This is a genomic window from Rhodococcus sp. C1, assembly GCF_020809065.1.
GTDB lineage: Bacteria > Actinomycetota > Actinomycetes > Mycobacteriales > Mycobacteriaceae > Rhodococcus_F > Rhodococcus_F qingshengii.
Genome location: NZ_CP078080.1, coordinates 3260598 through 3286952, shown reverse-complemented (window position 1 = coordinate 3286952; position 26355 = coordinate 3260598). Strand labels below are relative to the sequence as shown.

Genomic DNA, 26355 nt, shown 5'->3' with positions numbered 1-26355 from the left:
TTGCGGCGACGCGCCGGGCACGAAAGTGTCCGGCGCGCGTTCGGTTATCGGATAGCCACTAGGATTTCGGCGTGGCGACATCAAAAATCGAGCGGTTGATGAACCTGGTGATCGCATTGCTGTCCACCAGACAGTTCCTCACGGCGGAGAAAATCCGTGACAGTGTGGCCGGGTACAACGATTCCGCGAACTACGAAGCGTTCAGTCGCATGTTCGAGCGCGACAAGAACGAACTTCGTGACCTGGGTGTCCCGTTGGAAACCGGTCTGGCAGGACGGTTCTCGACCGTCGAGGGGTATCGGATCAATCGCAATGCCTACGAGCTTCCGGACGTGGACCTCACCAGCGAGGAATCTGCTGCAGTCGCCGTCGCGGTGCAGTTGTGGGAGTCGCCGGAACTGATTTCGGCAGCCCAGAGTGCACTACTCAAACTCCGAGCGGCCGGCGTCCAGGTCGACTCAGAAGTCAGTGCCGCCCCGGTCACCGCGATTCCCGCGCGCACCCGCGGTTCGGAGCCCGCGCTCGGCAAGCTTCTTGCAGCGGTCGACGCCGGCCGAGCAGTTCATTTTCAGCACCGCGGCGCATTGAACGAACCGTTCACCGAGCGCACCGTCGAGCCGTGGGGCGTCGTCACGCACAACGGCAAGTGGTACCTGGTCGGGCACGACGTCGACCGTGATGCGGTGAGGACCTTCCGGCTCTCACGGATCGGTGACGACGTCAGGGAGTTCGGCCCGGCCGGTTCGGTTCACAAACCTGAAGGTGTCGACCTTCGCGAGGTCGTCGATCGCGTGACCGGTTCGGGCGTCGTGACCGGGACGGCTACGGTATGGGTCGCAGACGGCCGCGCCCATGAGCTTCGGCGGCTTGCGACGTCGTCGTCCGAACGGCGGTTGACCGATCGCGACGGCAGCGTGCTGGCCATCCCCGTTCGATCCTGGGAATGGACCGCTCGGTTGATCGCCGGTCACGGGTTGGACGCATTGGTGCTGGACCCACCGGATTTGCGTGCTGAGGTCGTCGCGAAGCTGCGCGCCGCCGCGGCGAGCCCGATCACCGGCCATGGACAGGGGGACCACTGATGAGCAATCGACTGTCGTCGCGGTTGGCACGGCTGCTCAACCTCGTGCCGTACTTCATCGCGAATCCTGGCATCAGTCCCGCCGAGGCCGCCGAGGAGCTCGGTGTCAGCACCACTCAACTGATGACCGACCTCAATCAACTGTGGGTGTGCGGACTGCCCGGTTACGGTCCCGGTGATCTCATCGACCTGTCCTTCTCCGAGGAAAGTATCGAGGTCACGTTCTCGGCCGGGATCGATCGCCCGTTGCGCCTCACCTCGACGGAGGCGACGGCGTTGCTGATCGCCCTGCGGTCCTTGGTGGAAATGCCGGGCATGGTCGATCCGTCCTCGGCGCAGCGTGCCATCGCGAAGATCGAGGACGCAGCAGGCTCGGCCGCGGCACGAGCCATCGGTCAGGACCGGGACACATCGCCTGCGCCGGACATCGCCGAAGACCCGATAGCCGCGACGGTCAGAGCCGCGCTCGCAGACAAGACCGCCCTGCGATTGACGTATTACTCGGCCTCGCGTGACGCGGTCTCCGAGCGCATCGTCGACCCCGTTCGTATCGTGTTGGTCGACAACTACAGCTACCTCCAGGCGTGGTGCCGTCAAGCCGAGGGCGTGCGGTTGTTCAGATTCGATCGGATCGACGCCGCCGTCCAACTCGACGAGCCCGCCGACCCGCCGCCGCAGGCCCTCGAGGAGGATTCGAATCTCGAATTGTTCAGCGGCGACGGTTCCCTTCCGGAAGCGCGGTTGTTCATCACCAAAGAGTGGGTGTGGATGCTCGACTACTACCCGTTGGACGTCGAGCACGTGAACGACGACGGGTCGGTCGAGGCGACGATGAGTTTCGGAACACTTGAATGGATGGCAAGGCTGGTGTTGGGATTCGGTGAGGGCGTTCGGGTCCTTCATCCGCCGGAACTGGTCTCCGAAGTCCATGATCGAGCCGTTGCGGCGCTCGACGCCTATGACGTAATCGGTTCGTAAAACTTCGGGAAACTTCACGTTCAGTGAGTTCGCAGGAAACAAACAGGTAAAAGGTAGCTGAAGTAAGTGCTTTGGCACCTCCGAGCGCCGGTTGTGTCCGGTAGCATCGAGGAATCTGATCATGGGAGGTCGTTATGGGTGCAATGCAGCCGATGCATTGGCTGATTGTCGCTGTTGTCGTCGTAATTCTGTTCGGGTCGAAGAAGCTTCCCGATGCAGCACGCGGTCTGGGTCGTTCCCTCCGCATCTTCAAGAGCGAAGTCAAGGAAATGCAGAACGACGATGCGGCGCCCGCAAGCGCGCCGGTCGCACAGCCTGCTCCAGCACAGTTGCCGACGGCCAACACCGCGGTGGTCGCAAACGGTGCAGCAGCACCTGTTGCGCAGCCGACCGAAGTCAAGCCGCTCTAGTACACACTGCGTTCTAGCCGGGGTGAAATATTCGTTCACCCCGGTTGTCTGCTGACCAAGACCAGGATGCACAGTGCGTATTCCGTTAGACCCGCGTAACCGCAAGCGGAAGGTCAACCCAGACGGCACCATGTCGTTGGTCGACCACCTGTACGAATTGCGGACTCGTTTGTTGTTCGCATTCCTCGGCGTGATCATCACCACGGCGTTCGGCTTCTTCTGGTATTCACACTCGATACTCGGTCTCGAAAGTCTGGGCGATCTGCTTCGCGGACCGTACTGTGAGCTTCCGTCCGAGAGTCGCGCCAACCTCAGCACCGACGACGCGTGCCGATTGCTGGCGACCGGGCCGTTCGAACAGTTCATGCTGCGATTCAAAGTGGCGCTCACCGCCGGCATCGTTCTTGCCTGCCCGGTGTGGCTTTACCAATTGTGGGCATTCATCACCCCGGGCCTATACGCCAAAGAGCGTCGCTACGCGGTCGGATTCGTCACCGCAGGTGCCGCTCTCTTCATTCTCGGCGCAATCCTGGCGTACCTCGTCGTGGCGAAGGCTTTGCACTTCCTCCTGACCATCGGTGACAACGTCCAGATCACCGCGCTCAGTGGTTCGGAGTACTTCGGCTTCATCATCAATCTGCTGCTCATCTTCGGCGTCAGCTTCGAAATCCCACTGCTCGTCGTCGTGTTGAACTTTGCCGGCATTCTGACGTACGAGCGTTTGAAGGCCTGGCGTCGAGGATTGATCTTCGGGCTCTTCGTATTCGCTGCAGTTGCCACGCCAGGGTCGGATCCGTTCTCGATGTTGGCGCTCGCGCTGGCTCTGACGCTTCTCTTCGAGGTCGCGGTCCAGATCGCTCGCCTCAACGACAAACGTAAGGCCAAGCGAGCCGGTGAAGACTGGGGCGCACTGTCCGACGAGGAAGCTTCCTCCATCTCGGCTCCGTCCGATCTGAACGAGGCTTTCGACAATCCGACCAAACCCAAGGCCGAATCGAGTGGATTGTTCGGACGTAAGTCCAAGTCCAAGGCTCCGGTCGCGGAGAAATCCGACACCGCCGGCGACAACGCGCCCGGCCAGGATTTCACTGACACTCTCTGAGCGCCGTGCCACCACGTCGGCGGCGTGTGAAACCCTGACGAGGTGGTTATGAACAAGAGTGAACTGAGCACGTTCGCGTCCAGCCTGAAGTTCGAACTCGATCCATTCCAGGTGAAGGCATGCGTTGCGCTCGAAGCGGGCCACGGCGTCCTTGTCTGCGCGCCGACCGGTGCAGGCAAGACCGTGGTCGGCGAGTTCGCTGTCCACCTGGCTCTCGCGGCGGGCCGCAAGTGTTTCTACACGACGCCGATCAAGGCGTTGAGCAATCAGAAGTACGCCGAACTCGTCGAGCGGTACGGCCCCGGCGAAGTCGGTCTGCTGACGGGTGATTCGAGTATCAACTCCGACGCACCGGTGGTCGTCATGACCACCGAAGTCCTGCGGAACATGCTCTACGCCAACTCCGAGGCACTGCGCGGGCTTTCGCACGTCGTCATGGACGAAGTGCATTACCTTGCCGACCGGTTCCGCGGGGCGGTGTGGGAGGAAGTGATCCTGCACCTGTCCGAGGACGTACGCCTGGTGAGTTTGTCGGCGACCGTGAGCAATGCCGAAGAATTCGGTGCCTGGATGGAAACCGTCCGCGGCGACACCACTGTGGTCGTGGACGAGACTCGGCCGATCCCGCTGTGGCAGCACATCATGGTCGGTAGGCGAATCTTCGATCTCTTCGACAGTCGTAGTCATCCTGCTGCCGGGCCGAAGACCGTGCTCGTCGACCAGGATCTGGTTCGCCACGTCAAGCAGCGTCAGGCTCTCGAACGCGTCGAGAGCTGGCAGCCGCGTGGCCGCGGACGACGCGGCAGCTACCAGAGCTCCAACGATTTCCGGCCCTTGCCACGACCTGACGTCATCGCTCAGCTCGATCAGTCCGGACTGCTCCCGGCCATCACTTTCATCTTCAGCCGCGCCGGTTGTGATGCGGCTCTTGCACAGTGCCTGCGGTCCAGACTGGATCTCACTTCGCCGGAGCAGGTCCGCGAGATCGACACCATCATCGAGAAACACACCGGGGAACTACCCGAAGAGGATCTCGAAGTTCTCGGATATCGGGACTGGTGCAAGGCACTACGACGCGGACTGGCATCTCACCATGCCGGCATGCTGCCGGCATTCCGCCAGACAGTCGAGGAACTGTTCGTCAAGGGGCTCGTGCGGGCGGTCTTCGCGACCGAGACGCTGGCCCTCGGCATCAACATGCCGGCACGCACGGTGGTGCTCGAACGTCTGGTCAAGTACAACGGTGAATCGCACGCCGAACTGACGCCGGGGGAGTACACGCAGCTGACGGGTCGGGCCGGCCGACGCGGCATCGACGTCGAAGGCCACGCTGTGGTCCTGTGGCAGCCCGGGGTCGAGCCGACGGATGTCGCCGGCTTGGCGTCGACACGGACGTTCCCGCTCCGCAGTTCGTTCCGCCCCTCGTACAACATGTCGATCAATCTCGTCGAACGCATGGGCGCGGCGGATTCACGGAAGCTGCTCGAGCGTTCCTTCGCGCAGTTCCAAGCGGATCGCTCGGTGGTCGGCCTGGTGCGTGGCATCGAGCGGAACGAAGAAGCACTGAAGGGTTTGCAGGAGAAACTCGGCGGTGCGGACGGTGAGTACTTCGAATACGCGTCGTTGCGTGAGCGGCTCAGTGCGCGCGAGCGCGCGCTCGAACGTAAGGGCCGCGAAGACCGACGCGGAGATGCGGTGGAGTCCCTCCGTGCACTCGCCCGCGGTGACGTGATCGCAATTCCCATCGGTCGTCATTCAGGGGTGGCAGTGGTCCTCGTCCCGGACAACGATCCGAAGGACCCGCGTCCGCTGGTTCTGACGGCCGATCAGTGGGCCGGCCGACTCTCCTCGGGTGATTTCCCGGAAGCAGCCGACGTTCTGGGAAAGATGCGACTGCCCAAGCATGTCGATCACCACACCGCCCGGATCCGGCGCGATCTGGCCTCGGCGTTGCGTAGTACCGGGATCAGTGCCCCCCGGCGAAAGAAGCGCCACAAGGCGGGCGCATCCGAAGATGCCGAGGTCGCTACTTTGCGACGTGCTATTCGCTCGCATCCGTGCCACAGCTGGCCCGATCGTGAACATCTGAGCCGGATCGGTGAGCGCTGCAACCGGCTGGCCAGGGAAACGCAGTCGATGAGGGAAAAGGCTGCGGCCACCACCAACTCGTTGGCGCGGACGTTCGACCGCATCATTGCGCTACTCAAAGAGCGTGAGTACATGACTGCCGAAGCAGCGCCCGAAGTCACCGAATCCGGACGACGACTCAGCCGCATCTACTCGGAAAGCGACCTTCTGGTCGCCGAATGCCTGCGGACCGGGGCGTGGACAGGACTCAGCCCGGCTGAGTTGGCGGCCGTCGTGTCCTCGGTGGTCTACGAATCACGTCGGGACGGGGACACCGTCGATCGGGTGCCGACAGCGGCGCTTCGTCACGCCCTCAACGACACTCAACGATTGTGGAGCGAACTGCGGTCGGACGAGATTCGCCACAAGCTGCCGCCGACGCGGGAACCGGATCTCGGATTCGTCACTGCCGTTTATCACTGGGCGAGCGAAAACTCGCTTGTCGACGCACTGATCGCGGCTGGAGTGCAGGGTCGTGCGCTGTCTGCGGGTGACTTTGTACGTTGGTGTCGTCAGGTGATCGATCTCCTCGATCAGGTCCGCCTGACTTCGACGGACGCCGACGTCGCGAAGACTGCGGCGCGGGCGGTAGCTGCAATTCGTCGCGGGGTAGTTGCTGTCGACGCAGCATGACCGCAACTATGTGGTTTGATTCGCAGACTGGTATTTCGAGTGGGAGGCGAACATGAGCGGGCCTTACGGACCGAACGATCCGAATCGGCAATGGGGTCCTGGTGATCAGCAGCAGCCGAACGAGCAGCAGTGGGGGCAGAATCCTCAGCAGCCGGGCGGACAACAGCAGCCTGGTCAGCAGCCCGGCCAGCAACAGCCGTGGGGTCAGCCTGGTCAAACACCGCAGCCCGGTCAGCAGCCCGGCCAGCAACAGCCGTGGGGACAACCTGCCTACGGCCAGCCGGGTGGTCAGCCTGCGTACGGTCAGCCGCAGCAGCCTGGACAAGGACAACCCGGCCAGCAACAGCCGTGGGGACAACCCCAGCAACAACCTCCCGCACAGCCGTGGGGTCAGCCCGGGCAACAGCAGTCACCTGACGCAACCCAGGCGTGGGGTCAGCCTCCGGCTGCCGCACCGCAGCAGGCGTGGGGCGCCACGGCCCCCGGGCAGACTCCGGGACAGCAGAACCAGTGGAACCAGGCTCAGCCGTTCCCGAGTCCCGGTGCGCCCGGAAACCAGTCGGGTAAGTCGAAGAAGCCCCTGATCTTCGGTGCGATCGGCGTTCTCGTCGTTCTTGCCGCTGTCGTGGTGGCCCTGGTGTTCGGAGTCTTCGGCAAGAACACACTCGATCAGAGCGCGGCTCAGGCCGGCGTCGAGAAGATCGTCACCGAGTCCTACGGGGCGAAGAACGTGAGCAACGTTCAGTGCCCCGCGGACCAGGAAGTCAAGTCAGGCAACAAGTTCACCTGCACGCTTTCGATCGCGGGTGTGAAGTCGAACGTGACCGTGACGTTTGTCGACGACAACGGCACGTACGAGGTCAGCCGCCCGAGCTGACGCCCTATTGGTCGGAACGGCCTGCCGCCGCAGCCTCGAGCGCGGCGGCAAGCCGGCCGGCCGAGCGCTCGATGTTCAGCGAGGCCGCCACTTCCTCGAGGCGTGCGGGATCGACGGGGGTCGCCGGGAGTCGGTCGTCCTTCGAGAACTGAACGTCCGCGTCGCGAACCACTCGTACGACCGGCAACGCAGCATCAAGGTAAGCCATTGCCTCAGGTGAGGTCAGTTTTGCGCGAATCCCCTTGGCCATATCCGATTCAGGATCAGCTGCGGCCGCCCGAAGTCCGGCCAACGAGCCGTAACGGAGCATCAGTGTCGACGCAGTCTTCTCACCGACACCCTTGATGCCGGGTAGACCGTCGGAGGCGTCTCCGCGCAGTACCGCGAGTTCGGCGTAAGCCTCGCCCGCACGGTCACCGGGGACTCCGTATTTCTCCGCAACCTCGACCGGTCCGAAGAGTTCCGCCTTGGACAGGCCACGGCCCACGTACAGGACACGGACGGGCACGTACTCGTCGGTGACGACCTGCAGTAGGTCTCGGTCACCACTGACGACGACGGTGAGATCTTCGCGCTCGGTGGCGGCAAGCGTTCCCAGTACGTCGTCGGCTTCGAGTCCGACTGCACCCGCCGTCGCGATACCCGCTGCAGCGAGCACGTCCATGATCATGTCGACCTGAGGCGTCAACGTGTCCGGAACTTCTTCGGACGCACCGTCAGAGCCTTCCTCGACGCGATGCGCTTTGTACGTCGGGACTGCATCGACGCGGAACTGCGGTCGCCAGTCCAAGTCCAGGCACACGGCGAGACGACTCGGCTGGTGTTTGGTGATCAGGGAAGCAACCATGTCGGTGAAACCGCGCACCGCGTTGACAGGTCTTCCGTCGGGGTCGACGAATGACTCGGGCAGCGCGTAGAACGCACGAAACCACAGGCTGGCACCGTCGAGGAGAAGCAATGGCCCACTCATGGTCACCATCCTGCCAGTCGGCACTAACCTGTAAGCCATGACGTCTCCAGCCGAACAGGATTCCCGATTCTCCAGCGCCGTGTACGGCGCACGTATCGCTCGCGCCGCGGAGTTGGCTCGATCAGCAGGTCTCGACGGTCTGGTGGTGACTCCAGGTCCGGATCTTCGGTACCTGACAGGTTCTCGGGCTGACTCGTTCGAGCGCTTGACCGCGTTGGTCATCGCCGCAGACACGGCGAAGGCGTCCGTCGTACTTCCTCGGTTGGAGTTGGCGTCGCTGAAGGAATCGGCAGTGGGCGATCTCGGGTTGACCGTCCTCGACTGGGTCGACGGTGTCGACCCGTATGCGATTGTGGCGGCGCAACTCCCGACCGGCGCGAAGGTTGCGGTGACGGATGCGATGCCTGCGCTGCATCTGATCCCGCTCGCAGACACCTTGGGCGCGTTGCCGATTCTCGCCACCGGCGTCTTGCGCGAATTGCGGATGGTCAAGGACGGCGCCGAGATCGAGGCATTGCGGCGAGCCGGTGCGGCCATCGACCGTGTTCACGCCCGCATGGCCGAGTTCTTGGTCGTCGGACGTACGGAAGCTGAAGTAGGCGAAGCGATTTCGGTGGCGATTCTCGAAGAGGGGCATACCGAGGCCGCGTTCGTGATTGTCGGTTCGGGCCCGCACGGCGCCGATCCTCATCACGAGGTTTCGGACCGGGTGATCGAGAGCGGCGATATCGTGGTCATCGACATCGGCGGACCGGTCGAGCCCGGATACAACTCGGACTCCACTCGCACGTACAGCATGGGGCAGCCTTCCGCGGAGGTTGCCGCACAGTTCGCGGTACTCGAGGCGGCGCAGCAGGCTGCGGTCGATTCGGTGCGGCCAGGAGTCTCCGCAGAATCCGTGGACGTTGCAGCCCGCGAAGTGCTTGCCGCACAAGGGCTTGCAGAGGTATTCGTTCACCGCACCGGTCACGGTATCGGGCTGTCCGTGCACGAGGAGCCGTACATCGTCGAGGGCAACACCATCGAACTCGTCGAAGGTATGGCCTTCAGCATCGAACCGGGAATCTACTTCCGCGGCAGTTGGGGTGCCCGTATCGAGGACATCGTCGTCGTGACCGCCGACGGTTGCGAGTCGTTCAACAACCGTCCGCACGGCCTGACTGTCCTCGCCTGATCAGCTTTTCTTGAACGCAGCGGACCCGAGTATGCGTGTGACGTCGATTTCGATGACCACGCGCGCGGGATTGACCCGTGGCTGGCGGTACCGCTCGGCATAGCGCCGAACGGCGTCGGCCACGGAGTCCGCGTCGGTGAGCACGCGTGCCGGCCCCTCGAGCGTGAGCCAGCGGCCACCGTCGACCGAACTGACGGCGGCGTATCCGCCACGCGCTGCGTTGATCGCCTTCTGTGAGCCACCGCTGGTGATCACGCGCGCTTTTCCGGCTTCCTGGTCCCAGGTGAACCCGACGGCAACGACGTGTGGGGTGCCGTTCGGACGCAACGTCGTGAGTGTCGCGAGGTGGTATTCACCGACGAACTTCAGCCCGTCTTCAGTGAGAGTCTGCTGTGACGATGGCGTGGTGGAGGGGGTGAGCGTCATGCCACGACGGTAATCCAGGACACTGGAGCGGTGACTGCGGGTGCGAACGTGAATGACATCGAGACGGTACTGCTCCTCGGCGGACGAAGTGAGATCGGCCTCGAGATCGCGGTCAGGCTCGCGCCGGGCCGCAACATCGTTCTGGCTGCCAGACGCAGCGGAGAGCTGTCGGAGCAGGAGCAGATGCTCAAAAACGCCGGCGCTGTCGACGTCTCCACCGTCGAGTTCGACGCCGACGCCGTCGACACGCACGGAGAGCTCCTGGGCGCCGTAGTCGCCGAGCACGGCCGGATTTCGATTGCAGTGCTGGCCTTCGGAATGCTCGGCGATCAGGCGCGTGCCGAAACCGACTCGGCGCACGCGGTCGCGGTGGTGCACACCGACTACGTGGCTCAGGTCAGCATCCTCACGCATCTCGCGGAGATCATGCGCCGACAGCGAACCGGAAAGATCGTGGTGTTCTCGTCCGTCGCCGGCGTCCGGGTTCGCCGCGCCAACTACGTCTACGGGAGCGCAAAGGCCGGCTTGGACGGTTTTGCCAGCGGCCTCGGCGACGCGCTGCACGGTTCGGGCGTCCAATTGATGCTGGTACGGCCCGGGTTCGTCATCGGCAAGATGACCGAGGGAATGTCGCCTGCCCCTATGTCGAGCACTCCGTCGCAGGTCGCGGACGCCGTCGTGCGGGGACTGAACTCCGGGGCGACGCGTGTGTGGGTACCGCGAATTCTGCAGCCGGTGTTCTTCGTCATGCGGCTTCTGCCTCAGACGATCTGGCGCCGGATGCCGCGATGACCACACACCCGGTGGTGATCGTCGGCATCGGCGCCGACGGCTGGGATGGGCTGTCCGAGAGCGCAAAGGGCGCAATCCTGGGCGCGGAGGTCCTGATGGGGTCGCCGCGCCAATTGGACTTGGTCCCGGCGACACATCTCGGGGCACGGCGTGCGCCCACCAGGCTGACCTGGCCGTCTCCGATGATTCCGGCGTTGCCGTCGATGTTCGCCGAGAACGCGGACCGCAGAGTATGCGTGCTCGCCAGCGGTGACCCGATGTTCCACGGTCTCGGTGTCACATTGGTCAGGCTGCTCGGCGCGGACAACGTGCGAGTGATCTCCCACCCGTCGTCGGCGGCGTTGGCGAGCGCGCGAATGGGATGGGCATCGGCCGAGATCGACGTCGTGAGCCTGGTCAACCGAGACTCGGCGACAGTATTGGCTTCCGTGACTGACGGTGCGCGACTGCTGGTGTTGAGCAACGGGCGCTCGACACCGGGGGAGGTGGCACGTCTGTTGTCCGGCGCGGGCTTCGGTCGATCGATCGTGACCGTGCTGGCCCAGCTGGGCGGGGCCGGGGAATCGCGGACCGTCACGGTCGCAGACGAGTGGGATCACGCGGACGAGGACGTGGACGCGTTGAACGTTCTGGCCGTCGAGTGCATCGCGGCCGATCCTCTCTTGCGGCTGACTCGAATCCCGGGGCTACCGGATGCTGCTTTTGTCGGCGACGGTCAGATGACCAAGCAGGAGATCCGTGCGTTGACGTTGTGCGCGCTTGCCCCGGCGCCGGGAGAACACCTCTGGGACGTGGGCGGTGGGTCGGGAACCGTCGCCATCGAGTGGATGAGAACTCACCCACGTTGCACTGCAACAATATTCGAGAAGGTGGCGAGCCGCGTGTCGCAGATCGGTGCCAATGCACTCAATCTCGGCGTGCCCGCGTTGAACGTGAAAGGGGCCGCGCCGGAGGCGTTTGCGGACGAAACTCGACGTCCCGATGCGGTGTTCGTCGGCGGCGGCGTCACGCAACCGGGAATGCTCGAAGCGTGCTGGGAGCAGTTGAGCGTGGGTGGTCGTCTGGTCGCGAACGCCGTGACCGCCGAGTCCGAATCGTTGCTGCTCGGCTGGATGAGTCGCCATGGTGGGACGCTTCGACGCTTTCAGGTGCAGCGCGCCGAGCCGTTGGGAACGTTCAACGTTTGGCGACCGCAACTTCCGGTGGTCCAATGGTCCGTCACAAAACGTCAGCCGTCTGCAGGCGCAGACACAGATACGCCGGAGGAATCCACACAATGACCGTTCATTTCATCGGTGCGGGTCCCGGTGCGGCAGATTTGATCACTGTCCGCGCGCAACGGATCATCGCTGCGAGCCCTGTGTGCTTGTACGCAGGCAGCCTTGTTCCAGCGGAGTTGCTCGAGTGGTGCCCGGTCGGAGCTCAGGTCGTGGACACTGCTCGGCTGAGCCTGGACGAGATCACCGCGATTCTTGTCGAAGCGGATTCCGCTGGGCTGGACGTCGCGCGTTTGCATTCCGGTGATCCGTCGATCTTCAGTGCAGTGGCAGAGCAAGCTCGTCGCCTGGACGCCGCAGGAGTCGATTTCGACATGATTCCCGGTGTTCCTGCATTTACCGCGGCTGCAGCCGCGCTGGGGCGCGAGCTGACTGTCCCAGGCGTCTCGCAGACCATTGTTCTCACCCGAGTCTCCACCTTGTCGACGGCGATGCCGGAGGGCGAGGATCTGCGGTCCCTCGGCCGCAGCGGCGCGACGATGGTGATTCACCTCGGCGCTCATCGCATCGAACAGATCGCATCCGAGTTGGCCGACAATTACGGCGAGGACTGCCCGGTCGCGGTGGTCGCCTTCGCCTCACGGCCCGAGGAGATCGTTGTTCGAGGCACTTTGAAGACGATCGTCGAACTTGTTCATGCGGCCGGCATCACGAAGACGGCCGTCGTGATCGTCGGCCGAGTGTTGACTGCGGAGGGGTTTCCGGACAGCTACCTCTACTCGGCAGCGCGCGAGAGAAGCACACACTGACCTCGACAGGTACTCGTCGCCGCGTACTCCTGCTCGGCGGCACAGGCGAAGGTCGAGTGATCGCTTCTCGCTTGGCCGGTTCAGCCGACCTCGAGGTTGTCACATCGCTGGCCGGCCGGGTTCGTGATCCTCGATGGCCGGAGGGGGAAGTGCGTATCGGCGGGTTCGGGGGAGCCGAAGGGCTGTCGGAGTGGTTGTCGGCCAATGATATTCGTGCAGTGCTCGACGCCACGCATCCGTTTGCCGCTCGCATCACCCAGAATGCGTTCGAAGCGTGCCTTGCGAATTCCGTGCCGTACGCCATGTACCGACGCCCGCCCTGGCGCGAGCAACTCGGTGACACTTGGCTTTCGGCACACGATCTCGATCACGCCGCAGAGTTGGTGCCGACGGTCGGCTCACGCGCTTTTCTGACGATCGGGAGGCAAGGAGTTTCGGCGTTCGACCGCGTGAAGAGCGTCTCGTTTCTCGTGCGCTCGATCGATCCGCCTTCAGGGACATTGCCGCCTCACTCGCAATTGCTGCTCGCACGTGGTCCATTCGACATCGAAGCGGAAGTCGATCTGATGCGAACTCACAGCATCGACGTCGTGATCACCAAGAACAGTGGCGGCGAGCAGACGTACGCAAAGATCGCCGCAGCCAGGCAATTGTCGATCCCGGTGATCGTCGTCGAACGACCACCGATCCCGGCGACCGTCCCGGCATTCGATACCGAAGCCGAGGCGATGGACTGGCTCACGGCTTTCGGTCGTGGAACGGCGCTGTGAGGCCGACATCGCGTTCGCTTCAGGTTCGTCTAAGGTTCCGTGACCATACTGGAGGGATGTTGGGATTTTTCGACGCCGCACTGCGGGACCGCGCATGAGAGTGTCGGTTCCCGGAATGAGCCGTCGAAAACCATCGGGAATTCACGTGCGGACGCTCCATGCTCGCGTGAAATTGCTGACTGCAGGCCTGGTGGCGATCGCGGTGATCGTGTCGGCGTCGGCGGTGTACATAGTGTTCAACGCGTATTTGCAAGGCAACGTCGATCGACAACTCGAGCGCACGAGTGACGCGATCACCGACACCGTCAATTTCGGCGGTGTCACACCGGTTCTGGGATTGACGGCCGGCGCGGATACAGCGGTCATCCAGGCGGTGGGGCTTCTCACTGCCGACGGCGCCTTGGTGACGGCGACTCCCGGTCTGCCGCCGTTCAGCACGAGCGCAGACGCCATCAGGTCGATCGCAGACGGCAATTCGTCGCAGACAATCGCGACGGTTGATGCGTATCGAATTCTTGTCGAGCCCTCGGTTGCGGGCCAGACTTTGGTTGTCGCGCAATCCCTGGGGCCGACGCGTTCGGTACTCAAGCGACTGGCAGTGGTGTTGGCGGCACTCGGGGCGGCCGGAATCGCCCTAGCTTACGCGGCCGGAGATGCTGTGGCACGCACAGGATTACGGCCGATTGCGCGACTTACTGCGGCGACGCGGCGGGTCGCCGAAACGGATGATCTTGCGCCGATCCCGGTGACCGGTGACGACGAGTTGGCGTCGTTGACAGTCAGTTTCAATCGGATGCTCGGGACGTTGTCGGAATCGCGGGCACGCCAGAGAAGTCTGATCACCGAAGCGGGCCAGGACCTTCTGGCTCCTTTGACTGCACTTCGCACCAATATCGAGTTGTTGATGTCTTTCGATACCAAGTCCGGCGCGATTTCCGAGGCGGATGCAACGCAGCTGCGTGAGGAAATCACCGACCAGATGATGGAGTTGACGCTCCTCGTCGGAGAGTTGGTGGACCGTGCGCGGGTTGACGAAAGCACGTTGGGGAGAGGAGATTCCCTCTAAATCGGACGTCTGACCAGCGACTTTGTTGCATTCGTAATTGAAGCAATGGAAGGAGCGCTGGTAATGTGGGGCAATTGTGAAGTTTTTGGGTATAGCTGGAGTGTGGCGCGAACCGTGGGGTTTGCTGGGCGGGGGCCTTTGGAGGACGAGAGGGATTCAGTGGTCAAGCAAGCACGCGCCGAGCTGACTCGGCAGCAAATCGTTGCCGGCGCGGCCGCGCAGTTCGAGAAGACTGGTTACGGCAGCACCAGCATGGCCGACATAGTCTCGGGGGCCGGTACTACCAAGGGCGCGTTGTATTTCCATTTCGCGTCGAAGGACGAGCTCGCGCAATTCATCATTGCCGAACAGCATCGGCTCTCGATCGAGTCGGTGCAGGCGATTTCCGCGACGGGCAAGGACCCGTTGGAACAGATGATCATGCTCACGCACGAAATGGCACGCCAGATTGTCGACGAGCCGATCGTTCGCGCGGGCATTCGCCTCACGCTGGAACTGAGCACGTACGAGGGGCCGGTGGAACCGTACGCCGAATGGATCTCGGCAATCACCGATCTCACCGCCAGAGCTCAGGCGGAAGGTGAAATCCGAAAATCGGTCAGCGCAGAATCGTTCGGCAGGTTCATGCCCTCGGCATTCACGGGGGTACAGCTGGTTTCGAACGTTCTCACCCGACGCTCGGATCTTCCGGATCGTGTCGACGAGATGTGGCAGATCCTGCTTCCGGGGATCGTCAGCGACGAACTTTCCGGTGACATCGAGCGCCTCGTCAAGTCGCGGTGGACTCCGGCGGCGGCGTAGCCTGCGGGACATGGCCGTCACGCGGATAGTTTCGGATCTGTCGAGTAGTTCGCTCGAGGCCGCGCAGCGCTTCTACACCGAAGTGCTGGGCCTCGAAGTTGTCATGGATCACGGGTGGATCGTGACGTTGGCTTCGCCGACGGATCCGTCATTGCAGATCAGCGTCATGACGCACGACGCTCATGCGCCCGTAGTACCGGACGTCTCCGTCGAGGTGGACGATCTCGACGCGGCGTACGAGGCCGCGGTGCAGCGCGGCGACACCATCGTCTATCCCGTCACCGAGGAGCCGTGGGGTGTCCGCAGGTTCTTCGCTGCCGACCCCGACGGCCACGTGATCAACATCCTCAGCCACCGACGCGAGCAATGATGGCGTCCCGCCCGGGCGGGCTGACGTACCTCGAGGTGGGCGCAACGTCAGGCGTTCTCCCCGCCGGCTATCACCACGTTCACGAGAGCGCGACGGTCGGATCCGGACGGGAGGATTTCGAGGTTGCCGCTCGAACCGTCGCGAATTGGGGAATGCACCGCGGAGCCGGACTGGCCGTACGGACGGCAGCCCCGACCGCCGTGGCGGGTCAGGATGCGACTTTCGGACTCGGTCCGGTAACTATCCCCGTTCGGATCGTCTATGTCGTAGACGAACCCAATCGCAAGGGCTTCGCGTACGGAACCCGCGCAGGCCACCCCGAATGCGGGGAGGAATTGTTTGTCGTCCAGTTCGACGAGACCAGCCAAGCGGTTCGTATCGAGATCGTCGCATTCTCCAAGCCTGGAACGTGGTGGGTACGTCTCGGCGCTCCGATCGGACGTCGAGTTCAGGCGTTTGTGACGCGCCGCTACGTCCGTGCCGTCCGCGCGAGCGTCGACCGATCGCGGGTATGACCGCTGCCGGGCGCGCTGGAAAAATGATTGGACGAGCTTCGGTTCGGGTTGATAGCTTGTGCGAGACCGTGACAACACGCCAGGAGGTGAGACCCATGAACGCAGTAACCATATGGGTGCTCCCACTCGTGTTCACGGATCGGCGATTGACGTAGGTGTCGCCGGGAGCGCCTCGAGTAGGCAATCCCGAAAGGTAACACCATGCAATCCAATTCTCCGACCATCGAATTCACCTCCGAGACAACGTCGAACGGTGTCATTGAACGCCATTTCGTTGTAGACGACATCACCGGCGTGCTCTGGTCACTCGCGTCCGGATCTGTCGAATCACCCCTTCTGCTGTCCGGGCACTCCGGCGGCATGCACAAGAAGGCACCAGGACTGGTTGCCAGCGCACTCCACAGCGTGAGCTCCCACGGGTTCACAGTCGCCGCGATCGACGCGCCCGGACACGGCGACCGGCCGCGCAACGCGCAGGACGAACACTGGGTCGAGGCGATCCACCAGGCCCGGGCGGCTCACGAGCCGATCGCCCCGATCGTCGTCGAGTACAACCGGTCGCTGGCGGAGCGTGCAGTGCCGGAATGGCAGGCGACCATCGACGCTCTGCAAACGCTGCCCGACGTCGACGCCGACGCTCCGATCGGCTTCGGCGGCGTGTCGCTAGGGGTCGTGACCGGGCTGATGTTGGCCCCGGTCGAATCCAGGATCGCTGCCGTGAGCTTCGGTGGAGTTTTTGTGGACGACTCCCTCATCGAAGCGGCACGAAAGCTCACGGCCCCAGTCGAGTACCGGATCCCTTGGGACGACAAGGATTACGACCGCACGTCAGGGGTAGCGTTGTTCGATGCCTTCGGCTCGACGGAGAAGACGCTGCACGCCTACTCGGGCAGGCACTATCCGGTGCCCGACTACGAGCGCGACAGTTCGGCTCGGTTCTTCGCCCGCCACCTCGGCGGGAGCGGTGGCGCTCCTGTGAGCTGACGTGAACACGTATCGGCGTCCGGCCTGTGTCGGACGCCGATACGATCTCGATCCTTCGCTCGCTAGTAGCCGTCCAGCTTGGCCACTTTTGCTGAGGCGCGCGAGGGTGCGCGCAAGCATGGCCCTCGACCGGGGGTGCTTACAGCTCGAGGTGCAGTGCCCGTGGAATAAGGGGCCAGAGTGTTCGATAGCGACAAGTGGTCCTTACGGTCCGCCGGGCGGAATGAACTTGTTCGTGATCCAGTTCGATGCTTCGATCTCGTCGAGGATTGTCCGGAGAACTTCGGTGGCTAATGCTCGTGCTGTGCCGAGTGTTCGGTCAATACCGAACATCGAACATGACTGGAAACTCTTCTCGCGTCCGAGTTGAGGCGACGACATGTCTTTCAACCGCGCATGTCCAGCCATGCGTCGACTAACCGTCCGATACCTGACCTGGGGGCGGTACTTGAGTGGGCCGATATCGCACGGCGACTGCACCCGACTGGAACTCGTGGCGATCGACGAGTTCGAGTTGGATGCGCTCGTGCAGACCGGCGAGCAACGTCGGTCCGTGTCCGGCAAGGACCGGTTGCACAACGAACTCGTACTCGTCGATCAGTCCCAGGTCTGCCAATGCCAGGGGGAGTGTCACGCCGCCAACCCACAGACCTTCGCCGGGCTGCTCCTTGAGCCGTTGAATCGCTGACCCCAAGTCGCCTTGCACGAGTTCGGCATTCCAATCGACCCCGCTCAGCGTGCTCGACACGACGTACTTCTTAGCCCGGTCCATTGCCTCGGCGAACGGGATCTCCCACTCGTCCATCCAGTCAGGCCACGCCCCCGTTGCGGGCCGCCGCCACGCCGACTCCATCATCTCGTAGGTCACCCGGCCGAACAGCAAAGCATCGGCTCGTTCCATCTGAGCGGTCCAGTAGCGCATCGACTCCTCGTCGGGTGGAAGCCCCGCCTCGTGATGGCAGCAGCCGTCGAGGGTGACGTTGATCGAGTATCGAAGTGGTCTCATCTCGTTGTTCTCCCCTGATACGCGCAGAGTGACAGCACCGGACCGTACTCAGACTACTGCCGGGCCGTCGGTGTAGATCAGGTTCGGGACCTGGAGTCACGCGGGGGTCGACCGAACAGTAACCAGACGAGCGCACCGAGTACAGGCACCGCGATCACCAGTGCCGACCACCAGAATTTGCTCCCCAAGCGGTCGAAATCGGTGCGCACGATCGCCACGAGCGCGCTAATCGTGATGAAGATCCAGGCAAGAACGAAGACGGTGAAGGTGATGTCCATCCTAAGCGGAATGGTGGGGTTGGGGGTCGATTCGTTCACGCTTCCAGACCACTTTCGACGACTGTGCCTTGATGAAACAACACGCTCCATCGATTCTCGGTGAACCGCCAGATGGATGATCGCTCGGTAACTCGTTGCGCTTGCGCCAGCCGGTACGTCACCAGATACGTGTCAGGCGCAATCCGGCTCAGCGCTGGCCGGTCAGCCGTCCACCCGAGTTCGGCGGCGTCGTTCACCTCGCCGCGGAGGCGTCGGCGCTCAACTACCGACTGCACGTAGTCGCGGGTGTATCGAGCGCCGGAGGCTCCGATCTCCCGGAACTGCGGGTCGACGACCGCATCGAACTCGTCTCGTGACATCGCTACTCGAGTTCGGTGAAACAGAGGTTCGAACTCCATCAACTCGTCGAGGATCGGGCGAAACTCGTGTGGGGTCGTCACGACTGCTCCGAGAACTGCGCCCTCATCTCGATCCCTATCTCCGCGTGTCGCAGGAAGAAGGCCTTCTCGTCATACCCCTTGCGCCGCAACCAGAGAGTGACCTCGCTGTTGCATTTGCTTGCATTGCACGAGCGGCACGCCGGTGCGATGTTGTCGAGTGTGTAGCGCCCACCGCGGGAGATCGCCAGCACGCAGTCACGTTGCGGCGACTCGTCCGACTCGCCGCAGTACGCGCAGCCACCCCAGGCCGCTTTGAGCGCGGACCACTGCTCGACGGACAGATCGTGCTCCACCAAATCCATCCGGCGTTTCCGTTTACGCGCGTATCTTGCTTTCCGGGTCCGGTTGACGGGCATGACGCCATGCTATCGCCGTGCGGCGTTCACTCCGGGTAGCGCCGCGGGGTGAACACCTGACGGCCCGAACCGGTTTCGACGACGGTTGTCATCGACGAACCGACGATGAGCAGCGTCCGCATGTCGATCTCGGAAGGCTCGAGCTCGCCGAGGGTCACGACGCGAACTGATTCCTCGGCACCGGCAACATCGCGGCCGATGACGACGGGAGTCTCGGGGGAGCGGTGCTCGAGCACGAGGTCCTTCATGGCTTGGACCTGCCACGTCCGAGACTTGGACGCCGGGTTGTAGACCGCAAATGCCATGTCTGCGGCTGCAACTGCCGAGATACGGCGCGCGACGACATCCCACGGCTTGAGGCGATCAGACAACGAGAGCACCGCGTAGTCGTGCCCGAGGGGAGCACCGACGCGACTGGCGACAGCGTTTGCCGCCGTCATGCCGGGAAGGATGCGGACCGGCACGCCGCGCCACTGGTCTTCGGCGGCAACTTCGAGAACTGCTGCAGCCATGGCGAATACGCCGGGATCTCCCGACGAGACGACAGCTACACGGGCGCCGTTCTTCGCCAGGTCCAACGCCATCGCGGCGCGTTCCGCTTCGACGCGGTTGTCGCTGGAATGGCGACGCTGGCCCGGACGCGTCGGCACGCGATCGACGTACGGGCCGTAGCCGACGAGGTCGGTTGCCAACGAAAGCTCATGCGCCACTTCGGGTGTGGTCCAGGCGGTGTCGCCCGGCCCGAGTCCGACCACGACCACCTCGCCGCGAGACTCGGTCGCAGGTCGAGGGTTGTTCGACGGGCTCGGAACGATGGCGATCGAGAAGTACGGAACTCCGTCCGGGTCGACCTCCGCAGCGGATTCGACGCGTTGACGTGTGGTGCTCGCGCGCTCGACGTAGTGGGCCTCGCCGAGGCGACCGGAATCCTCGAGCGATTGGAGGACCGGTGGGAAGGTACGTCCGAGCTTGAGGATGGCCGCGGCGTCGGTTTCCTTGAGCCGCCTGGTCAGCTCGGCCTGCGGCAACGTTCCGGGCAGGATCGTGAGGATCTCTTCACCCTCGACCAGCGGCTTTCCGAGTGCAGCAGATGCCGCGCTGACGGAGGTGACGCCGGGAATCACTTCGGCGTCGAAGCGATCGGCCAGTCTCTTGTGCATGTGCATGTAGGAGCTGTAGAAGAGCGGATCGCCGGCGGCGAGCAACGCGACGGTTCGACCGGCCGCGAGGTGAACTGCCAGCCGTTCGGCAGCTGCTTCGTAGAACTCGTCCATCGCGCCCTGGTATCCGCCGGGATGATCAACGGTCTCGGTGGTCACGGGGTAGACGAGGTGTTCTTCGATCTGTCCTTCGCGCATGTACGGCGCTGCAACTCCGCGGGAGATGCTCTTGCCGTGCCGCGCGGAGTGGAACGCAACCACATCGGCCTCGCCGATGACGCGGGCGGCCTTGACGGTCACCAATTCGGGATCGCCGGGGCCGATACCGACACCCCAGAGCTTGCCTGCACTCATTCGACTTCGCTCGCAATCGCATTGACGACGGCGGCGGTGATCGCGCTGCCGCCGCGTCGGCCGCGGAGAACGAGATGATCGATCCCGCTGGCGTGTTCGATGAGGGCTTCCTTCGACTCGGCAGCGCCGATGAAGCCGACCGGACCTCCGACGATGGCGGCCGGACGGGGCGCTCCGGCTTCGATGAGGTTCAGGAGATGGAACAGTGCGGTGGGTGCGTTTCCGATCGCGACAACAGCGCCCTCGAGCTTGGCTCCCCACAGTTCGAGAGCAGCCGCCGAGCGAGTGTTGTCGATGGTCGACGCCAGCACGGGAACCCGCGGATCGCCGAGGGTGCAGATGACGTCGTTGCCGGCGGGCAGACGCTTGCGCGTGATGCCGGCAGCCACCATCTGGGCGTCGCAGAAAATCGGCGCGCCGTCGCGCAGAGCTGCGCGCGCAGCCGAGACGACACCGGGTGTGAAGGCGACGTCGTCGACGAGATCGACCTGGCCACTTGCATGAATCATGCGCACTACAGCTTGCGAGACATCCGCCGGGAAACGGCTCAGGTCGGCTTCGGCCCGAATGGTGGCAAAGGACTGGCGATAGATTTCCGCGCCGTCACGGATGTACTCGATCATGTGCCACACGATAGAGGCATCACCGATCGGGCGGATTCACCCGGTAACCGTCACCCGTCGCGATCACATCCGCTACGTCCCCGCGGGGACGTCCACAACTGCGGTCGCACCCGGCCCAGTGCTGGCGCCCGACAACGGGAAGTTCTGCCTGCTCGACGGCGGTGATCGCGTCGGCGCGCACATCGGCGAGCGACTTCTCGCATCCCGGACTTCCGGTGCAGGCGGTGACCTCGAGCCACGGTGAGTTCTCGTCGAAGATCAACCCCATGGGTGCCAGCACCCGGACTACCTGCTCGGCTGCCCATTCGTCGAGGTCGAAGATATGCACCGATCGCCACGGTGTCACGACGACGGGCTTGTCGACGGCGGCGAGGAACTCGGCCAGCCGAGCGTCGAGCAGTCCGAATCGCAGGCCGCCGCCCAGAGCTACGGTCCCGTCGCGCTGCTCGAGCCAGCCGATAGTAGGCCGTGCATCCGGCGTGAGGTCCGCAGCACCGGTGGACTCGGCGCTCAGACCCAGCTGCTCGAGGGTGCGTTCGATTCCGTCCGGAACCTCGGCCAGGCGCCAGTGCTTGTCGCGGACGTCGAGGAATGATCGAGCCGCCTCGAGGAGCAATTCGACGGCGTCGTCCGCCTGGACGAGATGAGTGGTGTGGTGACCGGCGAGCACCAGTGAATGCTCGGTGGCGCTGCGCGCATGGAGTCCGAAATCGCCCCGTAGCCCGGTGATGTCTCCGCGCCCGTCGTCGAGGGTGAACAGGGTTCGCCCTGGCAGATCCGCCAATGCTTGATCTGCTTGGATCGCCGAATCGAGACGGTGGACCAGTTCACGAATGTCGGCTACGCCCCCGATACGGCCGGACAGTGGGGACGCGAGGATGTTGCGCACTCGCTCGTGCGTCGCGGACGGCAGCAGGCCGGCCGACGCGATTCGCGCTGCGAAGGCTTCGGGATCCGAGACCGAGCGCAGTTGTACGTTGCCCCTCGAGGTGAGTTCCATCTGCCCGTTGCCGAGATCGCGCGCCGCGTCGGCGAGCGTCTGCAACTGGGTGGGGGTGAGGAGTCCGCCGGGTAGGCGCACGCGTGCCAATGCGCCGTCGGCGGCGTGGTGAACTTGCAGTGCACCCGGGCACGCGTCTGGCTGTGAACGGTCCGTGGGCATGGCTCCAGGGTACGACCTGTCATGAGTGCCTTCTGCGGACCGGTAGCATCACCACCACCAGTGACGGCAGTTGAGGAAACCGGTGAGAGTCCGGTGCGGTCGCGCCACTGTGAGTGTTGCTCGAGCGGGACGTGTTTCCGCTCGGAAACACGAGTCAGACCCTCAACCGCCGTCGATGACAGATCTGTGCCACGGGGCGCGAAACCCCAGGAAGGCTTCACCCGTGATTCTTCTGCTCTCCACGTCCGACACCGATCTGCTGAGCGCCCGCGCCAGCCAGGAAGCCGGCGACGGCGTCTCCTATCGCTGGGCCAACCCCTCACGCTTGCTGGTCTCGGAGGACTTGCCGCCCTTGCTCGACGGCGTCGACCTCGTGATCGTTCGTATCCTCGGTAGCCGTCGCAGCTGGGAAGACGGCCTGGACATGGTCCTCGCCTCCGGACTCCCCGTAGTCGTTCTCGGCGGCGAGCACGCGCCGGACGCCGACCTCATGGAGTGCTCGACGGTTTCCGCCGGTGTCGCTGCCGAGGCTCACAACTACCTGGCCGAGGGTGGCGCACAGAATCTGGCACAGCTGCACCACTTCCTGTCCGACACCGTCCTGCTCACCGGCCACGGGTTCGAACCGCCGGCCCACCTGCCTTCCTGGGGCATCGCTGATTTCGCGCCCGATCTCGACTCGGCGAGCGGTCCGGTCATCGCAGTTCTGTACTACCGCGCCCAGCATTTGGCCGGAAACACCCGGTACATCCAGGCGTTGTGCGACGCGGTCGCCGAGGCCGGTGGCACCGCGCTGCCGATCTACTGCGCATCTCTGCGAACCGCAGAAGCCGAACTTCTGAGCACGCTCCGCCGCGCCGACGCCATGGTCGTGACAGTTCTTGCTGCCGGTGGCACGAAGCCCGCGACCGCGTCCGCCGGTGGCGACGACGAAGCCTGGGATGTCGCCGCACTCGCTGCGCTCGACGTCCCCATCCTGCAGGGCCTGTGCCTGACCAGTAGCCGCGCCACCTGGGACGAGAACGACGACGGACTGTCGCCTCTCGACGTCGCGACCCAGGTCGCGGTGCCGGAATTCGACGGCCGCATCATTACCGTCCCGTTCTCCTTCAAGGAAATCGACTCCGACGGACTGTCCACGTACGTCCCCGACGTCGAGCGCGCTGCCCGTGTCGCCGGGATCGCGGTCCGTCACGGCAAGCTGCGCCACATTCCCACCACCGAGCGTCGCGTTGCTCTGATGCTCTCGGCGTACCCGACCAAGCACGCCCGCATCGGCAACGCCGTCGGTCTCGATACTCCGGCGAGCGCAATCGACCTGCTCACCGAAATGCGTTCTGCCGGTTACGATCTCGGTCCGGTCGACGGTCCGGACGCAGTTCCCGGCCTGGCGGCGAAGGACGGCGACGCGCTGATCCATGCCCTGATCGCGGCCGGCGGACAGGATCCCGACTGGCTCACTGCCGAGCAGCTCGAGGGCAATCCGATCCGCATCTCGGCAGCGAAGTACCGCGAATGGTTCGCCACCCTGCCCGAGGAACTGCGCAGCGGTGTCGAAGAGCACTGGGGCGCAGCGCCCGGAGAGCTGTACGTCGACCGCTCGCAGGATCCCGACGGCGAAATCGTCATCGCGGCACTGCGATTCAACAACATCGTCCTCATGGTCCAGCCGCCGCGGGGATTCGGTGAAAAGCCCGTCGCGATCTACCACGACCCGGATCTGCCGCCGAGCCACCACTACCTCGCGGCCTACCGCTGGATCGCTGCAACACCGGACAACGGCGGATTCGGCGCCGACGCCGTTGTGCACCTCGGCAAGCACGGAAACCTCGAATGGTTGCCGGGCAAGACGCTCGGCATGTCCAGCAACTGCGGCACCGACGCAGCCCTCGGCGACCTGCCGCTGATCTACCCCTTCCTGGTCAACGACCCGGGTGAAGGAACACAGGCAAAGCGTCGTGCCCACGCGACACTCGTCGATCACCTGATCCCACCGATGGCCCGCGCCGAAAGCTACGGCGACATCTCCCGTCTCGAGCAACTGCTCGACGAGCACTCCAACATCTCCGCACTGGACCCGTCCAAGCTGCCGGCCATTCGCCAGCAGATCTGGACGCTGATGCGGGCAGCCAAGATGGACCACGACCTCGGCCTCGCGGAGCGTCCCGAAGAAGACGTGTTCGACGACATGCTCCTGCACGTCGACGGGTGGCTGTGTGAGATCAAGGACGTCCAGATCCGCGACGGCCTGCACATTCTCGGCCGCGCACCCGAGGGCGACGCCGAAATCGAACTGGTCCTGGCTATGCTCCGTGCCCGTCAGATGTGGGGCGGCGAACAGAGCGTCCCTGGTCTGCGCGAAGCTCTCGGGCTCAGCGAAGACGGCGACGAGTCCCGCAACCGTGTCGACGACGTCGAGGAAAAGGCGCACGCACTGGTTCGCGGCATGTACGACGCCGATTGGAACCCCGCTGCGGCAGAACAACTCAGCGACGACGAGACCGTCGTGAAGATCCTTCAGTTCGCGGCCACCGAAGTGATTCCACGCCTCCGACAGACGAACAACGAGATCAAGCAGGTCCTGCACGCGCTCGACGGCGGCTTCATCGCCGCCGGCCCGAGTGGGTCACCGCTGCGCGGCCTGATCAACGTGCTTCCCACCGGTCGTAACTTCTACTCCGTCGATCCCAAGGCAGTTCCCTCACGACTGGCGTGGGAGACCGGTCAGGCGATGGCCGAGTCGCTCGCCGCTCGATATCTCGCCGATCACGGCCAGTACCCGCGCTCGGTGGGTCTGTCCGTGTGGGGTACCGCCGCCATGCGTACCTCCGGCGACGACATCGCCGAAGTGTTCGCGCTCCTCGGTGTTCGCCCTGTCTGGGACGAAGCAAGCCGACGCGTGGTCAACCTCGAGGTCATCGATCTCGAAGAGCTCGGCCGCCCGCGCATCGACGTCACCGTCCGCATCTCCGGATTCTTCCGTGATGCGTTCCCGCACGTGCTCGCACTGCTCGACGACGCTGTTCAGTTGGTCGCCGCATTGGACGAGACGGACGAGCAGAACTACGTGCGCGCCCACGCGCAGGCCGACCTTGCCGAGCACGGCGATGCCAGGCGTGCGACCACCCGCATCTTCGGTTCGAAGCCCGGAACTTACGGCGCCGGCCTGCTGCAACTCATCGACTCCAAGACCTGGCGCGGTGACGACGACCTCGCCGAGGTGTACACCAACTGGGGCGGCTTCGCGTACGGCCGTGGGCTCGACGGAATCCCGGCAGCTGACGACATGCGCAGTGCTTACCGTCGAATCAACGTGGCGGCCAAGAACACCGACACGCGTGAGCACGACATCGCCGATTCGGACGACTACTTCCAGTACCACGGCGGCATGGTTGCCACCGTGCGCGCGCTGACCGGAAAGTCGCCCGAGGCATATATCGGCGACAGCACTCGACCGGAATCGGTTCGCACACGCACACTTTCGGAAGAGACCGCACGTGTCTTCCGGGCGCGCGTGGTCAATCCCCGCTGGCTCGACGCGATGCGCCGTCACGGGTACAAGGGTGCCTTCGAGATGGCAGCCACGGTCGACTACCTCTTCGGGTACGACGCCACCACCAACGTGGTCGCGGACTGGATGTACGAAAAGCTCGCCGAGACCTACGTTCTGGACGAGCAGAACCAGAAGTTCATGACGCAATCCAACCCGTGGGCACTACACGGAATCGCCGAGCGGCTCCTCGAAGCCGCCGAGCGCAACATGTGGGAGCACCCCGAGCAGAAGACACTCGACGGCTTGCGTCAGGTGTACCTCGAAACCGAAGGCGAGCTCGAGGGGGAGTAGACCTCGAGCATCACCGGCAGATCCGGGCGC

26 protein-coding genes and 1 riboswitch are annotated in these 26355 nt (G+C 63.9%); of the genes, 17 read left to right on the top strand and 9 right to left on the bottom strand.

Annotation, left to right across the window (positions count from 1 at the left end):
- Positions 1-71: 71 nt before the first annotated feature.
- From KTR60_RS15075 to KTR60_RS15050, 6 genes are all read left to right on the top strand, one after another.
- Positions 72-1082: a helix-turn-helix transcriptional regulator gene (locus KTR60_RS15075; RefSeq protein WP_042919732.1), complete on the top strand. Its 1011-nt coding sequence runs from the start codon at positions 72-74 to the stop codon at positions 1080-1082.
- The gene (locus tag KTR60_RS15070; RefSeq protein WP_030536343.1) at positions 1082-2059 is read left to right on the top strand and encodes a helix-turn-helix transcriptional regulator; all 978 of its coding nucleotides are present in this window, start codon (positions 1082-1084) and stop codon (positions 2057-2059) included. The genes KTR60_RS15075 and KTR60_RS15070 overlap by 1 nt, the downstream gene beginning before the upstream one ends.
- A 134-nt stretch (positions 2060-2193) precedes the next feature.
- Positions 2194-2469, top strand: coding sequence for a Sec-independent protein translocase subunit TatA (gene tatA / locus KTR60_RS15065; RefSeq protein ID WP_003944836.1), 276 nt, complete (start codon positions 2194-2196; stop codon positions 2467-2469).
- A 73-nt stretch (positions 2470-2542) separates the two neighbouring features.
- A complete protein-coding gene (tatC, locus tag KTR60_RS15060) occupies positions 2543-3571 on the top strand; it encodes a twin-arginine translocase subunit TatC (RefSeq protein ID WP_003945030.1) in 1029 nt (342 codons plus the stop codon).
- Between the two features lie 48 nt (positions 3572-3619).
- Entirely contained in the window at positions 3620-6331 is a 2712-nt protein-coding gene (locus tag KTR60_RS15055; RefSeq protein WP_228400999.1) for a DEAD/DEAH box helicase, read from the top strand.
- A 52-nt stretch (positions 6332-6383) separates the two neighbouring features.
- Positions 6384-7208, top strand: coding sequence for a DUF4333 domain-containing protein (locus KTR60_RS15050; RefSeq protein ID WP_003944884.1), 825 nt, complete (start codon positions 6384-6386; stop codon positions 7206-7208).
- A 4-nt stretch (positions 7209-7212) separates the two neighbouring features.
- Here KTR60_RS15050 and KTR60_RS15045 read toward each other — a convergent pair whose 3' ends face one another.
- The gene (locus tag KTR60_RS15045) at positions 7213-8178 is read right to left on the bottom strand and encodes a 5'-3' exonuclease (RefSeq protein WP_003944862.1); all 966 of its coding nucleotides are present in this window, start codon (positions 8176-8178) and stop codon (positions 7213-7215) included.
- A 37-nt stretch (positions 8179-8215) separates the two neighbouring features.
- On the opposite strand from KTR60_RS15045, the gene KTR60_RS15040 reads away from it, so the two are divergent.
- Positions 8216-9352 (top strand): M24 family metallopeptidase, encoded by a 1137-nt coding sequence (locus KTR60_RS15040; protein WP_047270523.1) that lies wholly within the window; start codon positions 8216-8218, stop codon positions 9350-9352.
- Here KTR60_RS15040 and KTR60_RS15035 read toward each other — a convergent pair whose 3' ends face one another.
- The gene (locus tag KTR60_RS15035) at positions 9353-9778 is read right to left on the bottom strand and encodes a PPOX class F420-dependent oxidoreductase (RefSeq protein ID WP_007729859.1); all 426 of its coding nucleotides are present in this window, start codon (positions 9776-9778) and stop codon (positions 9353-9355) included.
- Between the two features lie 30 nt (positions 9779-9808).
- Here KTR60_RS15035 and KTR60_RS15030 point away from each other — a divergent pair, with 30 nt between their 5' ends.
- From KTR60_RS15030 to KTR60_RS14990, 9 genes are all read left to right on the top strand, one after another.
- Complete coding sequence (locus KTR60_RS15030; RefSeq protein WP_047270525.1) at positions 9809-10570, top strand: SDR family NAD(P)-dependent oxidoreductase; 762 nt, start codon at positions 9809-9811, stop codon at positions 10568-10570.
- The gene (locus KTR60_RS15025; RefSeq protein WP_047270527.1) at positions 10567-11850 is read left to right on the top strand and encodes a bifunctional cobalt-precorrin-7 (C(5))-methyltransferase/cobalt-precorrin-6B (C(15))-methyltransferase; all 1284 of its coding nucleotides are present in this window, start codon (positions 10567-10569) and stop codon (positions 11848-11850) included. Before KTR60_RS15030 ends, KTR60_RS15025 begins: the two co-directional genes overlap by 4 nt.
- Complete coding sequence (gene cobM, locus KTR60_RS15020) at positions 11847-12596, top strand: precorrin-4 C(11)-methyltransferase (protein WP_003944967.1); 750 nt, start codon at positions 11847-11849, stop codon at positions 12594-12596. The genes KTR60_RS15025 and cobM overlap by 4 nt, the downstream gene beginning before the upstream one ends.
- 56 nt (positions 12597-12652) lie before the next feature.
- A complete protein-coding gene (locus KTR60_RS15015) occupies positions 12653-13366 on the top strand; it encodes a cobalt-precorrin-6A reductase (RefSeq protein WP_230358684.1) in 714 nt (237 codons plus the stop codon).
- 166 nt (positions 13367-13532) lie between these two features.
- Positions 13533-14432, top strand: a complete 900-nt coding sequence (locus KTR60_RS15010) for a HAMP domain-containing protein (RefSeq protein ID WP_225320034.1) — start codon at positions 13533-13535, stop codon at positions 14430-14432.
- Between the two features lie 159 nt (positions 14433-14591).
- Positions 14592-15233, top strand: coding sequence for a ScbR family autoregulator-binding transcription factor (locus KTR60_RS15005; protein ID WP_019748499.1), 642 nt, complete (start codon positions 14592-14594; stop codon positions 15231-15233).
- 10 nt (positions 15234-15243) lie between these two features.
- Positions 15244-15603, top strand: coding sequence for a VOC family protein (locus tag KTR60_RS15000; protein ID WP_019748498.1), 360 nt, complete (start codon positions 15244-15246; stop codon positions 15601-15603).
- Positions 15603-16118 (top strand): DUF1990 family protein, encoded by a 516-nt coding sequence (locus tag KTR60_RS14995; protein ID WP_082901000.1) that lies wholly within the window; start codon positions 15603-15605, stop codon positions 16116-16118. Before KTR60_RS15000 ends, KTR60_RS14995 begins: the two co-directional genes overlap by 1 nt.
- 201 nt (positions 16119-16319) lie before the next feature.
- Entirely contained in the window at positions 16320-17102 is a 783-nt protein-coding gene (locus KTR60_RS14990; RefSeq protein WP_228400998.1) for an alpha/beta hydrolase, read from the top strand.
- A 415-nt stretch (positions 17103-17517) separates the two neighbouring features.
- Here KTR60_RS14990 and KTR60_RS14985 read toward each other — a convergent pair whose 3' ends face one another.
- The 7 genes from KTR60_RS14985 to cobG form a co-directional block, all read right to left on the bottom strand.
- Positions 17518-18108 (bottom strand): dihydrofolate reductase family protein, encoded by a 591-nt coding sequence (locus KTR60_RS14985; protein ID WP_042450962.1) that lies wholly within the window; start codon positions 18106-18108, stop codon positions 17518-17520.
- A gap of 77 nt (positions 18109-18185) precedes the next feature.
- Positions 18186-18425 carry a PLDc N-terminal domain-containing protein gene (locus KTR60_RS14980; RefSeq protein ID WP_099698326.1) on the bottom strand — a complete coding sequence of 80 codons (240 nt, stop codon included), beginning with the start codon at positions 18423-18425 and terminating at the stop codon, positions 18186-18188.
- A complete protein-coding gene (locus tag KTR60_RS14975; protein ID WP_007729842.1) occupies positions 18422-18826 on the bottom strand; it encodes a hypothetical protein in 405 nt (134 codons plus the stop codon). The genes KTR60_RS14980 and KTR60_RS14975 overlap by 4 nt, the downstream gene beginning before the upstream one ends.
- On the bottom strand, positions 18823-19182 hold the full coding sequence (locus KTR60_RS14970) for an HNH endonuclease (protein WP_228400997.1): 360 nt from the start codon (positions 19180-19182) through the stop codon (positions 18823-18825). Before KTR60_RS14970 ends, KTR60_RS14975 begins: the two co-directional genes overlap by 4 nt.
- Positions 19183-19208: 26 nt before the next feature.
- Positions 19209-20696 carry a precorrin-3B C(17)-methyltransferase gene (gene cobJ, locus KTR60_RS14965; protein ID WP_030536355.1) on the bottom strand — a complete coding sequence of 496 codons (1488 nt, stop codon included), beginning with the start codon at positions 20694-20696 and terminating at the stop codon, positions 19209-19211.
- On the bottom strand, positions 20693-21319 hold the full coding sequence (locus KTR60_RS14960; RefSeq protein ID WP_007729839.1) for a precorrin-8X methylmutase: 627 nt from the start codon (positions 21317-21319) through the stop codon (positions 20693-20695). Before KTR60_RS14960 ends, cobJ begins: the two co-directional genes overlap by 4 nt.
- A gap of 19 nt (positions 21320-21338) precedes the next feature.
- The gene (gene cobG / locus KTR60_RS14955) at positions 21339-22481 is read right to left on the bottom strand and encodes a precorrin-3B synthase (RefSeq protein ID WP_042450957.1); all 1143 of its coding nucleotides are present in this window, start codon (positions 22479-22481) and stop codon (positions 21339-21341) included.
- 74 nt (positions 22482-22555) lie between these two features.
- Positions 22556-22641: riboswitch (cobalamin riboswitch) on the top strand.
- Positions 22642-22704: 63 nt separating this feature from the next.
- Between cobG and KTR60_RS14950 the strand changes: the two genes are divergently transcribed.
- A complete protein-coding gene (locus KTR60_RS14950) occupies positions 22705-26325 on the top strand; it encodes a cobaltochelatase subunit CobN (RefSeq protein ID WP_042450955.1) in 3621 nt (1206 codons plus the stop codon).
- Positions 26326-26355: the final 30 nt, after the last annotated feature.

Excerpts from the sequence above, each read along its gene's own strand:
- KTR60_RS15070 (WP_030536343.1), top strand. The coding sequence starts at position 1,082 with ATGAGCAATCGACTGTCGTCGCGGTTGGCACGGCTGCTCAACCTCGTG.
- tatA (WP_003944836.1), top strand. The coding sequence starts at position 2,194 with ATGGGTGCAATGCAGCCGATGCATTGGCTGATTGTCGCTGTTGTCGTC.
- KTR60_RS15055 (WP_228400999.1), top strand. The coding sequence starts at position 3,620 with ATGAACAAGAGTGAACTGAGCACGTTCGCGTCCAGCCTGAAGTTCGAA.
- KTR60_RS15050 (WP_003944884.1), top strand. The coding sequence starts at position 6,384 with ATGAGCGGGCCTTACGGACCGAACGATCCGAATCGGCAATGGGGTCCT.
- KTR60_RS15045 (WP_003944862.1), bottom strand. The coding sequence starts at position 8,178 with ATGAGTGGGCCATTGCTTCTCCTCGACGGTGCCAGCCTGTGGTTTCGT.
- KTR60_RS15040 (WP_047270523.1), top strand. The coding sequence starts at position 8,216 with ATGACGTCTCCAGCCGAACAGGATTCCCGATTCTCCAGCGCCGTGTAC.
- KTR60_RS15035 (WP_007729859.1), bottom strand. The coding sequence starts at position 9,778 with ATGACGCTCACCCCCTCCACCACGCCATCGTCACAGCAGACTCTCACT.
- KTR60_RS15025 (WP_047270527.1), top strand. The coding sequence starts at position 10,567 with ATGACCACACACCCGGTGGTGATCGTCGGCATCGGCGCCGACGGCTGG.
- cobM (WP_003944967.1), top strand. The coding sequence starts at position 11,847 with ATGACCGTTCATTTCATCGGTGCGGGTCCCGGTGCGGCAGATTTGATC.
- KTR60_RS15000 (WP_019748498.1), top strand. The coding sequence starts at position 15,244 with ATGGCCGTCACGCGGATAGTTTCGGATCTGTCGAGTAGTTCGCTCGAG.
- KTR60_RS14995 (WP_082901000.1), top strand. The coding sequence starts at position 15,603 with ATGGCGTCCCGCCCGGGCGGGCTGACGTACCTCGAGGTGGGCGCAACG.
- KTR60_RS14990 (WP_228400998.1), top strand. The coding sequence starts at position 16,320 with ATGCAATCCAATTCTCCGACCATCGAATTCACCTCCGAGACAACGTCG.
- KTR60_RS14985 (WP_042450962.1), bottom strand. The coding sequence starts at position 18,108 with ATGAGACCACTTCGATACTCGATCAACGTCACCCTCGACGGCTGCTGC.
- KTR60_RS14970 (WP_228400997.1), bottom strand. The coding sequence starts at position 19,182 with ATGCCCGTCAACCGGACCCGGAAAGCAAGATACGCGCGTAAACGGAAA.
- cobJ (WP_030536355.1), bottom strand. The coding sequence starts at position 20,696 with ATGAGTGCAGGCAAGCTCTGGGGTGTCGGTATCGGCCCCGGCGATCCC.
- KTR60_RS14960 (WP_007729839.1), bottom strand. The coding sequence starts at position 21,319 with ATGATCGAGTACATCCGTGACGGCGCGGAAATCTATCGCCAGTCCTTT.
- cobG (WP_042450957.1), bottom strand. The coding sequence starts at position 22,481 with ATGCCCACGGACCGTTCACAGCCAGACGCGTGCCCGGGTGCACTGCAA.